The organism is Stenotrophomonas sp. NPDC077421, from assembly GCF_049545505.1.
In the GTDB taxonomy this organism is placed as follows: Bacteria; Pseudomonadota; Gammaproteobacteria; order Xanthomonadales; family Xanthomonadaceae; genus Stenotrophomonas; species Stenotrophomonas nematodicola.
In genome coordinates, this window is the sequence record NZ_JBMWDP010000015.1 from 13,356 (window position 1) to 26,903 (window position 13,548).

Here is a 13,548-nt window from a genome sequence, read left to right on the forward strand (position 1 = left end):
GCGCTTTTCGCACACCCGGATCCCCTGGAGAGATTGATGCTCAACCTGACGTTGCCCGTCGTACGCCCCGCAAAGCTGCTGCCCGTCGCGATCTGCGCTGCCCTTGTTCCGGCCGTGGCGTCCGCCGATGAACCCACCACACTTGACCAGGTCAAGGTCACCGGTTCACGCCTTCGGGCCGCCGATGCCGAGACCCGCCAGCCGATCCTCGTGGTCAGCCGCGACGACATCGCACGACAGGGCTTCACCAGCGTCGCCGATGTCCTCCAGAACCTCAGCTCGGCCGGTGCACCGGCGATCTCCCGCGCCGACGCGTTGGCCTCCGGCGAAAACGTCGGTGGCTACTATGTGAACATCCGCAATCTGGGGGCGGCGCGCACGCTGGTCCTCCTCAATGGACGCCGCCTGGGCGCCACCACCGCCGGGCTGCAGGATCTGGGTCAGATTCCGATGAGCATGGTCCAGCGCATCGAGGTGCTGAAGGACGGTGCGTCGGCGGTCTACGGCTCCGACGCGATTGCCGCGGTGGTCAACGTCATCACCGATGCCGGCTTCGACGGCCTGGAGGTGAATGTGTCGAGTGGCCAGTTCAGTCAGGGGGACGGCGGCAATCAGCAGCTCTCCCTGCGTATGGGCGCACAAGGCCCGCACAGCGGCATCACCGTCGCGTTGGAGCATGCCAAGGACGACCCGGTCTGGGCAAAGGACCGCTGGTTCAGCCGCGATGGCAATGCCGGCCCCGACTATCGCGGATCGGGCTGGAGCGCGATCGGCAGGAACGGATCGCACTGCAACCCCTGCAGCAGTACGCCTGGTGATGGCATCACGCCGGCCTGGTGGACCCTGAAAGACGGCGGCGACCCGGCCCGTCCGGGCGACTATCGCCGCACCGATGACAGCGACCGGGTCAATGCCAACGAGCAGATGATGGTGCAGACCGGCGTCGAACGCCGTTCGCTGTTCGCCACGGGCTGGTACGACCTCAGCGATACCGTCCGGCTGGAAGGCGAGGCAATGTACAACCAGCGCATCACCGACCAGCAGGTTGCCGGCTACCCGCTGCAGTACACCCTTCCCGCCGACAGCCCGTTCAACCCCTATGGCGTCGACACGACGTTCAACCGGCGCCTGTGGGAGGTCCCGCGCACCACGCGCAGCGACCTGCAGACCTTCCGCGTGAGCGGTGCATTGAAGGGCAGCGTGCAGCTGGCCGGACGTGTCGTCGACTGGGACGTGGGCGGGCTGCACAACCGGAACCAGCTGAACAAGACCGGCCACGGCGATGCCAGCTATCTGGCGATGGCGCGTGCGCTGAGCCCGGACTGCGGAACTGCCAAGGACATCCACTGCACGCCGTGGAATCCATTGTTGCCTGCGGGGGCCAGCGGCCCGGGCTCGCTCTCCGCCCCGGGCCTGCAGAACTTCCTGTTCCCGTTCTTCACCGATACCGGAACCACCTCCACCACCAGCTACACCGCCAACCTGGTCAGCACCCTGTTCGACCTGCCGGCCGGCGAAGTCGGCGTTGCGGTGGGCTATGAGCATCGGCGCGAGCAGGGCCGTTTCGTGCCCGATGCATTCAGGCAGTCCGGTGAGAGCACCGGCCTCGCCGCCACCACGACCCAGGGCCGCTATTCGCTCGACGAGTTCTATGCCGAGCTGAATGTGCCGATCCTGAAGGACCTGCCCTTCGCCCGTGAACTGAGCTTGAGCCTGGCAGCTCGTCATTCGGATTACAGCAATTTCGGGCAGACCCTGAATACCAAGTTCGGCCTGACCTGGCGCCCGCTGGAAGAGCTGCTGGTGCGTGGCACGGTCGCCACCGGCTTCCGCGCGCCGACCATCGACGACCTGCACGGAGGTGCCGGCTCCAGCTTCGAGTCGTACACCGATCCCTGCGGTGTCGGCGCGACCAACAGCGTCAACGGCAACGCGGCGTGCAACGCCGCCGGCGTTCCCATCGGCTACACACAGCAGGGCCAAGGGGGCAAGGACTGCACCGGTTACCCCTGCCAGACACCGGACGTATTCACCAACCAGTCCAACCCCAACCTGAAACCGGAAACCTCGACCAGCCGTACCGTGGGTCTGGTCTGGAGTCCGCGCTGGGTGGAAGGTCTCGACATCTCGCTGGACTGGTACCAGTACAGGATCGACAACCTGATCATCCAGGACAGCGTGGACCGCATCCTGCGCGACTGCTACGTCCTCGGGAACGCCAGCCGGTGCGACGGCATCTCGCGCGCCCCCGATGGACACATCGACGGCATCGTCTACGGCCTCGCCAACCTCGGCAGGCTGGAGACCGAGGGTTACGACCTCGGGGTCAACTACCGCCTCCCGGAACTGGCGGTCGGCCAGATCCGGCTGGACTGGCAGAGCAGCTATGTCAGCCGGTACGACGAACAGGGCAACAACGCCGCCGGCGAGACCATCATGATCGGGATGGTCGGTACGCCGGGCATCTTCCGCGTGCGCTCCACGCTCGGCGTGGATTGGGAGAAGGGCGACTGGGGACTGCGCTACGGAGTACGGTACTACTCCGGCATGAAAGAGAGCTGCGTCCCCAATCGCCCGTGTACGGCGCCCGACCACCATGCCAACGGGGAACCGGATGCCATCCGTAAAGTAGGCAGCAACACCTTCCATGACCTGCAGGTGCGCTGGAGTGCGCCGTGGAACGCGACCGTATCGCTGGGCGCCAACAACCTGTTCAATCACCGGGGGCCGATCATGTTCTCCAGTCCGGAAAGCGCGTTCCCCTACTACGGCGGGTTCGATATCGGGCGCATGGTGTACATGAAGTATCAGCAGCGGTTCTGATGGACCGTGTCGTACCCAACGGGGTCGCCTGCCGGCCCCGTTCCGACCCATCGCGGACGGGCGACTCGATCAACTGGACGTGAGGCGTGCCGTCACGGTGTCGGTTCGATCTTCCTGGCGATCCTGCGGAACACCGCCAACACGATCAGGCACAGCAGGGTCACCCCGATGGCGATCACGTACTCGCCGATGCCCACCGCGATCCCGATCGCGGCGGCCATGATCAGCGAACTGGCTGTCGTCAGCCCGCTGACCTGATCCTCGTGCGAACCACGCAGGATGGTACCGGCCGCGACGAAGCCCACGCAGGCCACCACTGCTTCGATCAGACGCACCGGATCGACCTGCAGCAGGTCGCGATAACGCTCCTGCTGGAAGTGCTCGGCGATGCTGTCACCCAAGCCAACGATCAGCGCCGCCGCACCGGCGATCAGCATGTGCGTGCGCAGCCCGGCCGCATGCCGGCCCATCTCGCGCTCGATGCCGATCAGCCCGCCGAACAGCATCGCCGCAGCGATGCGCAACAGAATCGACAGATCTTGTTCCAGTCCCATCATTGACGTCGCCCGGCAGTAGAGATGCCGAGCGTTGCAGAGGATGGCGTCTGGGGACCGTGAAGCCGCCCGCATGCCCCGCCGCACCGGCCGTCAGGCCGCCTACTGGGCCAGGTAGCCACCATCGATGGCGTAGTAGGTCCCCGTAGCGAAGGAGGCATCGTCGCTGGCCAGCCAGGCCACCAGCGCTGCCACTTCGTCGGCCTTGCCCAGCCGGCCCAGCGCGTGTTTGGCCTCCAGCGCCTTGCGCACTGCCGGGTCCATCTTGTCCAGCAACGGTGTGGCGATGAAGCCGGGGCCGACCGCATTGACCCGGATACGGTCGGCGGCATGCTCCCACGCGGCGGTCTGGGTCAGCCCGACCACGCCGTGCTTGGCCGCTACGTAAGCGGCCGAGTTGTTGAAACCGACCTGCCCCAGGATCGAGGCCATGTTGATGATGCTGCCGCCCTTCCCCGCCGCACGCATCGCCTGGATCTGCGCCCGCTGGCACAGGAAGACACTGGTGAGATTGACGTCGATGACCCGCTTCCAGCCGTCCACGGGGTAGTCGCCACTGAGCGCCGACGGGCCGCCGATGCCCGCGTTGTTGATTGCGATGTCCAGCCCACCCAGGGCCTCCACAGTCCGGTGCACCGCCGCCTCCACGGCCGCTTCATCGGTCACGTCCAACGCGATCCCGATGGCATTGACATCCTTGCGACGCAGCGCTTCGGCGGTTTTCTCGACCGCATCCGCCTTCAGGTCCCAGACCGCCACCGCTGCACCGGAGGCAGCCAGCAGTTCGGCCGCGGCCAGGCCGATACCGGAGACGCCGCCGGTCACAATGGCCACCTTGCCCTTGAGCTTGTAATCGATCATCACGTTGTACCTCGGGTTGGAAAACAGCGGCAGGCCGTGCCTGCATGACATCCACCCTACGCCCCGGCTGCGTTACAGAACGTGCACGCAGGCACCCGCAACAATGCTTCCCATCGCTGCAACGCACTGCCCCCTATGCTGGCGGTCGTACGTCCACATCTCGTCTGTTCACGCTGCCCGATGGCAGCGCCCTCCCCCAAGGCATGCACATGACATCTTCCACCGACGGCCCCCTGTTCACCCCCACCCGACTGGGCGCGATCGAGGCGCGCAACCGCATCGCGATGGCCCCGCTGACGCGCAACCGCGCCATCGACGGCCGCGTGCCCAACCCGCTGGCCATCGAGTACTACCAGCAGCGCGCCAGCGCCGGCCTGATCATTGCCGAGGCCACCCAGATCAGCCCGATGGGTCAGGGCTACCTGGACACCCCCGGCATCTACAGCCAGGCACAGATCGAGGCCTGGCGCGGCGTGACCGCCGCCGTGCATGCGCGCGGTGGCCGGATCGTGCTGCAGCTCTGGCACGTCGGCCGCATCTCACATACCAGCCTGCTGCCTGATGGGCAGGCGCCGGTAGCCCCCAGCGCGCTCACCGCCAACGCCAAGACGTTCACCGCCAACGGGTTTGAGGATGTGTCGGCACCGCGCGCTCTGGCGCTCGATGAGATTCCCGGCATCATCCAGGACTACCGCCAGGCGGCGCGCAATGCGATCACCGCCGGCTTCGACGGCGTGGAAGTGCATGCGGCCAACGGTTACCTGATCGACCAGTTCCTGCGCGATGGCAGCAACCAGCGTACCGACGCCTACGGCGGCAGCATCGAGAACCGCACCCGCCTGCTGGATGAGGTGGTGCGCGCGGTGGCGGCCGAGATCGGCGCCGAGCGTACCGGCGTACGCCTGTCGCCGGTCACCCCCGCCAACGACGCACACGACAGCCAGCCGCAGCCGCTGTTCGAGCGCGCGGTCGAACGCCTGGACGCGATTGGCGGGCTGGCCTTCATCCATGTCATCGAAGGCGCCACCGGCGGTCCGCGCGACAACATCGCCTTTGATTACGCAACGCTGCGTGCGAAGTTCCGTGGCCCGTGGATCGCCAACAACGGCTATACCAAGGACACCGCCTCGGCGGCGATCGCATCCGGGTACGCCGACATGATCGCCTTCGGCCGTGCGTTCATCGCCAACCCGGACCTGGTCGAGCGCCTGCGGCTGGGCGTGGCCCTGTCCGAGCTGGACCCGAACACGCTGTACGGGGGCGGCTCGCAGGGGTACACCGACTACCCGAGCGTGTCCGGCTGATGCGTTGCGCGCGTGGCCCGCTACATGGCGGGCCACGCGTTCGCAGGATCACCACATGGATGTACCTGTCTGGCAGGGCGGCTGCCTCTGCGGCGCCATTCGTTTCGAGGCCCGCGGCATCTCGTCCGCGCACTCCACCCGCGCCTTCTGCGCCCAGTGCGGCAGCACACTGGGCGCGATCGACGACGCGCCGGTGATTGCCCTGCTCACGGGCGCATTCGATGCATCGCACGCGCCGGCACTGGCCCCGCGCGGGCAGTCGTTCGTCGACGGCCAGCCGGACTGGCTGGCCGCGACGCCCGTGGTCAATACACCGGCAGCGAAATGAAGCTGGCCTGCTGCGGCGCGTGCCAGATCTGCTGGGTCGCCTTCTGGTAGTCGCCCGGCTTGGCCAGGTAGATGTTCGGCACGAAGGTCTGCGGGTTGCGGTCGTACAGCGGAAAGAGGCTGGACTGCACCTGCACCATCACCCGGTGGCCCGGCTGGAACACGTGGTTGGCGGTGGGCAGCCCGAACCGGTAGTCGAGCACCTGGTTGGCGGCAATCGCCTGGGGCGTGCTGAAGCTCTCGCGGTAACGGCCGCGGAAGATCGCCATCGACACCGCCAGCTCGTAGCCCCCCATTTCCGGCGTGGACGGGGTCTGGTCGGGGTACACATCGATCAGCTTCACCACCCAGTCGCTGTCAGTGCCGCTGGTGGCCGCCTGCAGGTTCACCTGCGGTGCGCCGCCGATGCGCAGCGGTTCGGTCAGCGGTTCACTGATGAAGGTCAGCACGTCGGGACGACCATCGACAAACCGCTGGTCCTTGACCAGCCAGCTGGTCCACATGTCGCGATCGGCGAAGCGCACCGGGCGCGGCACGAACGGGACCGGCTTGGCCGGGTCGGACACGTAGGCTTCATACGTTGCCTCGCCGGGCTGCGGCGCCTCGAAGGACAGTCTGCCGCCGGCACGCAGGTAGAGCGGCCTGTTCTGCGCGGCGGTGCGTGGCCACTGCGGCAGGCGATCCCAGTGGTTCTCGCCGGTGTTGTAGATCAGCACCGGGGGTGTATCGGCCTTGGCCGCGCCATCCACCAGATACTGGTCGAAGAACGGTTTAAGCACGTCGCGGCGGAACTGCAGCGCGGTGTCGCCATCGAACTTCAACGCGCCCAGCGTCGAACCGTCATAGTTGACCTGGCTGTGCCGCCACGGGCCCATCACCAGGTAGTTGAGCGTATTGCCGGTGTCGCGTGGCTCCATCGCCGCATAGCTGTGCACCGCGCCCCACATGTCCTCCTGGTCCCACAGGCCCTGCAGCCACATCGTCGGTACCTTCAACGGCGTCTTGGCCATGCGCGCGTCCAGCGCCTGCTCCTGCCAGAACGCATCGTAGGCCGGGTGCTCGATCAGCTTGTGCCACCACGGCAGCTGATCCAGGCCGTTGGCCGTGGCGTAGTCGCCGGCCGAGCCGGCACGCAGGAACGTGGTGTAGTCGTCGTAGCCGACGCTGGGAATCGTCGGCCCCTTGCCGCGCTTGGCCAGCTGACCGGTGAAGTAGCCGAAATTGACCTGGCGGAAGGCGCCGTAGTTGAGCCAGTCGTCGCCCATCCAGCCGTCGATCATCGGGCTTTGCGGCGCGGCCACCTTCAACGCCGGATGCGGGTCGGTCAAGGCCATCACCACGGTGAACCCTTCGTAGGACGAGCCCAGCATGCCGACCTTGCCATTGCTTTCCGGCACATGCTTGACCAGCCAGTCGATGGTGTCCCACGCATCGGTGGCATGGTCCACCCGGGTTGGATTGAGTGGTCCACGCAGCGGCCGCGTCATCACGTAATCGCCTTCGGAACCGTACTTGCCGCGGATGTCCTGGAACACGCGGATGTAGCCGCCATCGACGAACACCTCGTCGCCCTGCGGCAGGATGTCGCGCATGTGCGGAGAGTCGATCCGTCTGGCACGGTTGGCGGCGTCATATGGCGTGCGCGTCAGCAGGATGGGCGCGTTGTGGGCGCCCTTGGGCACCACGATCACGGTGTACAGCTTCGTACCGTCGCGCATCGGTACCATCACCACGCGCTTGTCGTAGTCGTTGCGGGCCGTCGGCGTCACGAACCCCTTGGCCGGGATATCCGGCGTCATCGGCGAGGTCTGCGCCGACACACTGGCCGCAACCAGGACACTCAACAGCACGACAGGCACGACACGGACACGCATGGGCTCTCTCCCGGCAGGTTGGCGACGAACGTCCGCAGCCTAGCGTCGAGCCGGCCGGGAACGTAAGTGCCGGCGGTCGTCCGGCACCGTCCCCGGCTCGCATTCAGCCGCCAACCGACGTTTCGTGCAAAGCCTGCCAGCGCAGCGCGCCGTCGGCGTCGGCGCGCAACAGCGCCAGCGCCTCGCGCCGCGTGCGGCCCTGCGCGTCGGCCTGGTCTTCCCGGTAGCGCACACCGCAGACATTGCCCGCCACCGCCAGGAAGGCGACGTCGTCCAGCGCGATGCGCAGACCGGGGCGACCACCGTGCATGGCGGCGAAGAACCGGGCAAGGGCCGGCTTGTCCAGGCGCACGCCACCAATGCCGACCATGCTGAAGTCGTCGGTGAAGCGGGCCAGCAGGGTGTCCAGCGCGTCGACCGGCAGACGGGCGTTGAACCAGTCCTCGATCAGCACGTGCAGCGCGCGCACCTCGTCGAAGGCGGCCAGGGCAGAGATAGGGGGACTATTCATGGTGAGCTCGCTGATGCGGAAAGGGACGCCGCCGGCAGCCGCCAGAGGGGCAGCAGCGGCAGCAGGGTCATGCTGCTGGCCAGCAGCAGCGTCAGGGCGAAGGCGCGCTCGGGCAGCACGGCAGACAGCGCGCCGAGCACGCAGGCCAGCAGTGCGGCGGCCAGACAGAAACTCAGTTGGCGGTTGAGGTTCCACAACGCGCTGCCCGGCAGCAGGTCCGTATCCGCCAAGCCCTGGAACGCGAGCGTCTGCGCGCTGCTGCTGCACAGGCTGCCGCCGAGGCCCATCAGCGCGAAGGCCACCACGGGCAGCACCGGATGACCGCTCTGCGCGCCGGTCAGCAGCGCGATGCCGACCGCCTGGCAGCCCATGCCCGCGCTCAACAGCGGCCGCGCCCCGATGCGTGTCAGCCCGTGCCGGGCAGTGGCGATCGCGCAGGCCGAGGCGATGGCCCAGGGCAGCATGAAACCGCCGATGGCCGCAGGACCGTAGCCCTGTCGGTGCAGCAGCAGCGTGGCCACCAGCTGGACGCCGATGAAAGTACCCGGCACCAGCAGATAGACCAGCATCGCCACGCGCAGCCCGGCATGGCGCAGCAGCGACCAGTGGAGCACCGGATGCGTGGTGCGGCGCGCACTGCGGGCGTAGCCGGACAGCACCAGCGCAGCGCCGACCAGCAGCGCGGCGCCGGACATCCGCTGCGCCGGTTCGGCCAGCAGGCTCAGTGCGACCAGCAACAGGCTCAGACCCACGCCGCCCAGCAGCAGCCCGCGCCGGTCCAACGCGGGTGCGGACGCCGGCACCGAAGGGTGGAGCCAGCACGCTGCCAGCACCAGCGCCACCACGGCCAGCGGTACGCTGATCAGCAGCACGCCCCGCCACGAGCCCCACTCCACCAGCAGCCCGCCCAGGGTGGGCGACAGCGCGGGCACCAGCAGCGCCACCGCCATGATGCGGGTGGTCAGGCGCGCGCGATCGGCCGGAGGACATTCGCGGTAGGCCGCCGCCTGCCCCACCGGAATCAACAACCCGCCGCCCAACCCCTGCAGCAGCCGCCAGGCGATCAGCCACGCAATGCTGGGGGCGGTCCCGGCCAGCAGCGCACCCACGGTGAACAGCGCCAGCGACAGGCACAGCACCCGGCGCTCGCCGACGCGCGCGGCCAGCCAGTGGCCAAGCGGAATGACCAGCGTCAGGCCAAGCATGTAGGCGTTGCCGATCCATGCCAGTTGCGACACCGAGGCATGCAGCTCTGCGGCGATGGCCGGATAGGCGACGGTGCCGATGAACATGTTGACCAGGTCCAGCGAGAATCCCAGCAGGTACAGCAGCTCCACCCTGGCTCGATACACCATCACGCACTCCCGGAAACGAGGCGGCAGCATGCGCGTTCAAGCGTGCTGGATAAACAGAACCTTCGATGCAAAACTGTCAAACCGTTTTTGACAGCCAGAGAGCGCGATGGTCAGCCTGGACCGCTTCGATACCTTCAAGGCCGTGGTCGATGCCGGCAGCCTGACCGCAGCGGCCCAACGGTTGGGCCAGAGCAAGGCAGTGGTGAGCTTCAACCTGAAACGGCTGGAGCAGGAGCTGGGCGTGACCCTGCTGGTGCGCAACACGCGCAGCCTGGCACTGACCGAAGCGGGCGAGCGCTTCCACCAGCATTGCACTGCGATGCTCGCCAGCGCCGAGCTGGCCATCGAGGAAGCCCGCAGCGAACAGCAGCATCTGCGTGGCACGCTGCGCCTGACCACCACGCCCGAATATGCGATCGCCCGGGTGGTGCCGCTGCTGGAGCGCTTCCGTGCCCTGCACCCGCAGCTGCGCCTGCATCTGTCGACCTCGCCGGCGCACGCCGACCTGATTCCGGAACGGTTCGACCTGGCGATCCGGTTGGGGCGCATGGCCGATTCCCGGCTGCGCGCCACCCTGCTCGACGAGCATGCGTTGTGCGCGGTGGCCGCGCCGTCGGTGCTGTCCCCGCTGCCGGACGAGGCCGCGCGCGATGATCCGGACTGGGTGCGGACGCTGCCGCGGTTGGGCTATCCGCGCCTGGCGGACCTGCCGTTGATCGCCCCCGATGGCAGCGATCAGATCTTTGCCTGCAACCCAGCCGATGCGGTGGTCACGGTGGACAACGCGTCCACACTGCGCGCCTTCGCGCTGGCCGGGGCCGGGGCGACGGTGCTGCCGAGGTGGTTGATCGACGAGGATCTTGCCTGCGGTCGGCTGCTGCCGATCCTGCGCAGGCACCGCTTCCCGCGCCAGGGCGTCTATGCGGTGTTTCCGGACACGGCCCAGCCCTCGCGGCGGGTGCAGCTGCTGCTGGCGCACCTGCGCCAGCACCTGCCGGAGTGAGCGGCAGGCACGACGCAGCGTCGTGCCTGCCGGTGGTCCTCAGCGTACGACGGTTGCGTCCAGCACGACATCCACGTGCTGCACCGGATCGGTGGCCGAACGCGCCACCTGCACCTGGTAACGGCCGGCGGCGATCTTCCACTGCTTGTCGGCGGTATCGAAGCTGGCCAGGGTCTTCGGCTCGGCCTCGATGCGGATGCGGCGGCGCTCGCCCGGCTGCAGCATCACCTTCTGGAAGCCGATCAGGCGGATCGGGGTGACGCTGCCTTCGGGCAGGGTGAGATACAGCTGCGCCACGTCCGCGCCGGCCACCTTGCCGGTGTTGCGCACGTCCACGGTGGCCACCAGCCGCTGGCCTTCCACGGTCACCGCCAGGTTGTCGTAGCCGAACTGCGTGTAGGACAGGCCGTGGCCGAACGCGAACTGCGGCACCAGACCCTTGGCGGCGAACCACTTGTAGCCCACGTTGGCGCCTTCGATGTCGTAGTCGATGGTGTCGTCGGGCTTCTGCTTGGGCGTGAAGCCCAGTCCGTTCACGTGCGGACGCGGCAACTGGCTGGCATCCACCGGCCAGGTCACCGGCAGGCGGCCGGACGGATTGACCTTGCCGGTCAGCAGCGCGGCGATGCCTTCACCGCCACGGATGCCCGGGTACCAGGCCTGCAGAACGGACGGCACCTGCTGCAGCCACGGCAGCTCGACCGGACCATTGGTTTCCAACACCACCACGGTCTTCGGGTTGGCCTTGGCCACGCCGGCAATCAGCGCGTCCTGGTTGTCAGGCAGCTGCATGTGCGGCAGATCGACCGACTCGGCCGACCACTGCGTGGCAAAGACGATGGCGACGTCGGCAGCGGCGGCAGCGCGCGCGGCAGCGGCCACATCACGCCCATCGACATAGCTGATCTGCGCATCCGGACGCTCTGCACGCAGGGCCTCCAGCGGTGAGGACGGGTGGAAGATCACCGGACCCGGCCAGGTGGTCGGCAGCACGCCTGGCACGGCGTTGGTGCCGCGTGCGGTCCAGCCCACCATCGACGAACCGCCGCCACCGATCACGCCCTTGTCGGCATGGCCACCAATGATCACGATGCGCTGCACGTCCTTGCCCAGCGGCAGCAGGTCGCCGGCATTGCGCAGCAGCACGCTGCCCTCTTCCACGGTGCGCTGCGCGGCCAGGAAGCCGGCCTCGTCGTCGATCGGCTGGTGCTGCGGCGGCAGGTCGAAGTTGCCGTGCGCGAACATGGTGCGCAGGATGCGGGCGACCATGTCGTCCAGGCGTGCCTGCGGCACAACGCCACCGGCCACGGCCAGGCGCAGCGGTTCATCGAAATACACCGCCTTGTCGAACACCTCGCCGGCCGACTGCTGGTCCAGACCGGCCAGGGCCGCCTTGGAACCGCTGTGCACGCCGCCCCAGTCGGACATCACGAAACCGGGGAACTTCCACTCCTGCTTGAGCACCTGGTTCATCAGGTAGTTGTGCTCGCAGCCGTAGATGCCGTTGATGCGGTTGTAGGAGCACATCACCGAACCGGGCTTGCCCGTTTCCAGTGCGATCTCGAAGGCCAGCAGGTCCGACTCGCGCATCGCCTGCTCGCCGATCTCGGCGCTGTGGAAATTGCGCGAGGTTTCCATGTCGTTGAGCGCGAAGTGCTTCATCGTGGAGATGACATGCTGGCTCTGCACGCCACGGATCGACTCGCCGACCAGGCGGCCGGCCAGCAGCGGATCTTCACCGGCGTACTCGAAGTTGCGGCCGTTGCGCGGATCGCGCTGCAGGTTGACGCTGCCGGCCAGCAGGATGTTGAAGCGCTGCTGCCAGGCTTCGCGGCCCATCGTGGCGCCGCCGGCAAAGGCGATCTGCGGGTTCCAGCTCGAGGCGGTGGACGGACCGGACGGCATGGCCGTGGCATGGTCGCCCTTGCGCAGGCCGCCCGGGTTGGTCACGCCGACGCCGGCATCGGCCGACTGCTGCGCCGGAATGCCCAGACGCGGAACGCCGGGCACGAAGCCGGCCGAGCCGACCGCGCCTTCCGGCAACGGGCCACCATCCTTGCCCAGCCCGAAGTAGCTGTGCAGCATCTGGAATTTCTCATCGACGGTCATCTGCGCGACGAGCAGCGCCGCGCGAGCGTCGGCGCTCAGGCCGGTGTCCATCCACGGCTGTTCCCCGCCCACCGGGGCGGCGTAGCCGAGGGTCAGCAGCGTGCCGGCAACGCCCTGCTTGCCGGTATCGGTACGCAGCTTCACCGACGTGCTGGTGGCCGATTCGAAGCCCTGGCTGAAGTACGAACCGGTGGCGGCCGAGTCGAAGCCGGCGGCAGTGGCGCCTTCGGCATCGACCGCGCCCAGCAGCACAGCGGGCGCGCCCAGGCGCGTGGCGTCCACCAGATTTTTGACCGGGGCTGCACCGCTCGCCGCACCCACGCTGCGGGTGTAGAGCGCGACCACATGGGCACCATCGTTCAGGCGCAGGTAGTTCAGGTCGCCGGACGCGCTGTCCAGTTCGGCTTCCACGGGCAGGCGCGAGATCACGATGCTGCCGCGGCGTTCTGCCGCGTCGGCCGCACCGGTCACGAAGCGGTACGAGTAACCCAGCCGGTCAGCCAGGACCTGAAGCGGGTCGGCGGCGGGGCCGGCATCGGCCGCGCGCACCACATTGCCGATGGTCAGGGCGTCCACCTGCAGGGCCTGCAGCTGGTCGGCCAGTACCGTGGCGTCGATGCGCTCGGGCGCCTGTTCCAGGCTCAACACGGTGAAGGCATCGCCAGTGGCGACAGCCTTGGGCAGCGCGGCCAAGGCCGGGGCGGACAGCGAGAGTGCGATGGCGGCCGTCAGGGCCAGGGGCTTTGAAATCGTTTTCATGAGCGGGCGAAACACCTTTGCTTGCGCAATAAATCCAGGGAGTCTTGCCGCAGAAGGGTGCAGCGCCG

10 protein-coding genes are annotated in these 13,548 nt (G+C 67.8%); 4 read left to right on the plus strand and 6 right to left on the minus strand.

Annotated features, from left to right (window positions below):
- The first annotated feature begins 36 nt into the window (after nucleotides 1–36).
- A complete protein-coding gene (locus tag ACPEH1_RS10000) occupies nucleotides 37–2,823 on the plus strand; it encodes a TonB-dependent receptor plug domain-containing protein (RefSeq protein ID WP_312707877.1) in 2,787 nt (928 codons plus the stop codon).
- Between the two features lie 92 nt (nucleotides 2,824–2,915).
- Here the strand turns inward: ACPEH1_RS10000 and ACPEH1_RS10005 are convergent, their stop codons facing one another.
- Nucleotides 2,916–3,377 (minus strand): MgtC/SapB family protein, encoded by a 462-nt coding sequence (locus tag ACPEH1_RS10005; protein WP_026070590.1) that lies wholly within the window; start codon nucleotides 3,375–3,377, stop codon nucleotides 2,916–2,918.
- Nucleotides 3,378–3,479: 102 nt separating this feature from the next.
- Nucleotides 3,480–4,238, minus strand: coding sequence for an SDR family NAD(P)-dependent oxidoreductase (locus tag ACPEH1_RS10010; protein ID WP_262072198.1), 759 nt, complete (start codon nucleotides 4,236–4,238; stop codon nucleotides 3,480–3,482).
- A 209-nt stretch (nucleotides 4,239–4,447) separates the two neighbouring features.
- Between ACPEH1_RS10010 and ACPEH1_RS10015 the strand changes: the two genes are divergently transcribed.
- Nucleotides 4,448–5,542: an alkene reductase gene (locus tag ACPEH1_RS10015; RefSeq protein ID WP_423715725.1), complete on the plus strand. Its 1,095-nt coding sequence runs from the start codon at nucleotides 4,448–4,450 to the stop codon at nucleotides 5,540–5,542.
- Nucleotides 5,543–5,597: 55 nt separating this feature from the next.
- Nucleotides 5,598–5,870, plus strand: coding sequence for a hypothetical protein (locus ACPEH1_RS10020; RefSeq protein ID WP_017354907.1), 273 nt, complete (start codon nucleotides 5,598–5,600; stop codon nucleotides 5,868–5,870).
- Here ACPEH1_RS10020 and ACPEH1_RS10025 read toward each other — a convergent pair.
- The 3 genes from ACPEH1_RS10025 to ACPEH1_RS10035 form a co-directional block, all read right to left on the minus strand.
- A complete protein-coding gene (locus ACPEH1_RS10025; protein WP_017354908.1) occupies nucleotides 5,848–7,743 on the minus strand; it encodes a CocE/NonD family hydrolase in 1,896 nt (631 codons plus the stop codon). The two genes, ACPEH1_RS10020 and ACPEH1_RS10025, sit on opposite strands and share 23 nt — an antisense overlap.
- A 103-nt stretch (nucleotides 7,744–7,846) precedes the next feature.
- Entirely contained in the window at nucleotides 7,847–8,254 is a 408-nt protein-coding gene (locus ACPEH1_RS10030) for a DUF4440 domain-containing protein (protein ID WP_017354909.1), read from the minus strand.
- Entirely contained in the window at nucleotides 8,251–9,639 is a 1,389-nt protein-coding gene (locus tag ACPEH1_RS10035; RefSeq protein ID WP_423715726.1) for an MFS transporter, read from the minus strand. The genes ACPEH1_RS10030 and ACPEH1_RS10035 overlap by 4 nt, the downstream gene beginning before the upstream one ends.
- 76 nt (nucleotides 9,640–9,715) lie before the next feature.
- Here ACPEH1_RS10035 and ACPEH1_RS10040 point away from each other — a divergent pair, with 76 nt between their 5' ends.
- A complete protein-coding gene (locus tag ACPEH1_RS10040) occupies nucleotides 9,716–10,612 on the plus strand; it encodes a LysR family transcriptional regulator (RefSeq protein ID WP_017354911.1) in 897 nt (298 codons plus the stop codon).
- A gap of 39 nt (nucleotides 10,613–10,651) precedes the next feature.
- Here the strand turns inward: ACPEH1_RS10040 and ACPEH1_RS10045 are convergent, their stop codons facing one another.
- On the minus strand, nucleotides 10,652–13,480 hold the full coding sequence (locus ACPEH1_RS10045) for a beta-glucosidase family protein (RefSeq protein WP_423715727.1): 2,829 nt from the start codon (nucleotides 13,478–13,480) through the stop codon (nucleotides 10,652–10,654).
- Nucleotides 13,481–13,548: the final 68 nt, after the last annotated feature.

What these genes read in the sequence shown, in the direction of transcription:
- ACPEH1_RS10000 (WP_312707877.1), top strand. Translation starts at nt 37, where the DNA reads ATGCTCAACCTGACGTTGCCCGTCGTACGCCCCGCAAAGCTGCTGCCC.
- ACPEH1_RS10005 (WP_026070590.1), bottom strand. Translation starts at nt 3,377, where the DNA reads ATGGGACTGGAACAAGATCTGTCGATTCTGTTGCGCATCGCTGCGGCG.
- ACPEH1_RS10010 (WP_262072198.1), bottom strand. Translation starts at nt 4,238, where the DNA reads ATGATCGATTACAAGCTCAAGGGCAAGGTGGCCATTGTGACCGGCGGC.
- ACPEH1_RS10015 (WP_423715725.1), top strand. Translation starts at nt 4,448, where the DNA reads ATGACATCTTCCACCGACGGCCCCCTGTTCACCCCCACCCGACTGGGC.
- ACPEH1_RS10020 (WP_017354907.1), top strand. Translation starts at nt 5,598, where the DNA reads ATGGATGTACCTGTCTGGCAGGGCGGCTGCCTCTGCGGCGCCATTCGT.
- ACPEH1_RS10025 (WP_017354908.1), bottom strand. Translation starts at nt 7,743, where the DNA reads ATGCGTGTCCGTGTCGTGCCTGTCGTGCTGTTGAGTGTCCTGGTTGCG.
- ACPEH1_RS10030 (WP_017354909.1), bottom strand. Translation starts at nt 8,254, where the DNA reads ATGAATAGTCCCCCTATCTCTGCCCTGGCCGCCTTCGACGAGGTGCGC.
- ACPEH1_RS10035 (WP_423715726.1), bottom strand. Translation starts at nt 9,639, where the DNA reads ATGCTGCCGCCTCGTTTCCGGGAGTGCGTGATGGTGTATCGAGCCAGG.
- ACPEH1_RS10040 (WP_017354911.1), top strand. Translation starts at nt 9,716, where the DNA reads ATGGTCAGCCTGGACCGCTTCGATACCTTCAAGGCCGTGGTCGATGCC.
- ACPEH1_RS10045 (WP_423715727.1), bottom strand. Translation starts at nt 13,480, where the DNA reads ATGAAAACGATTTCAAAGCCCCTGGCCCTGACGGCCGCCATCGCACTC.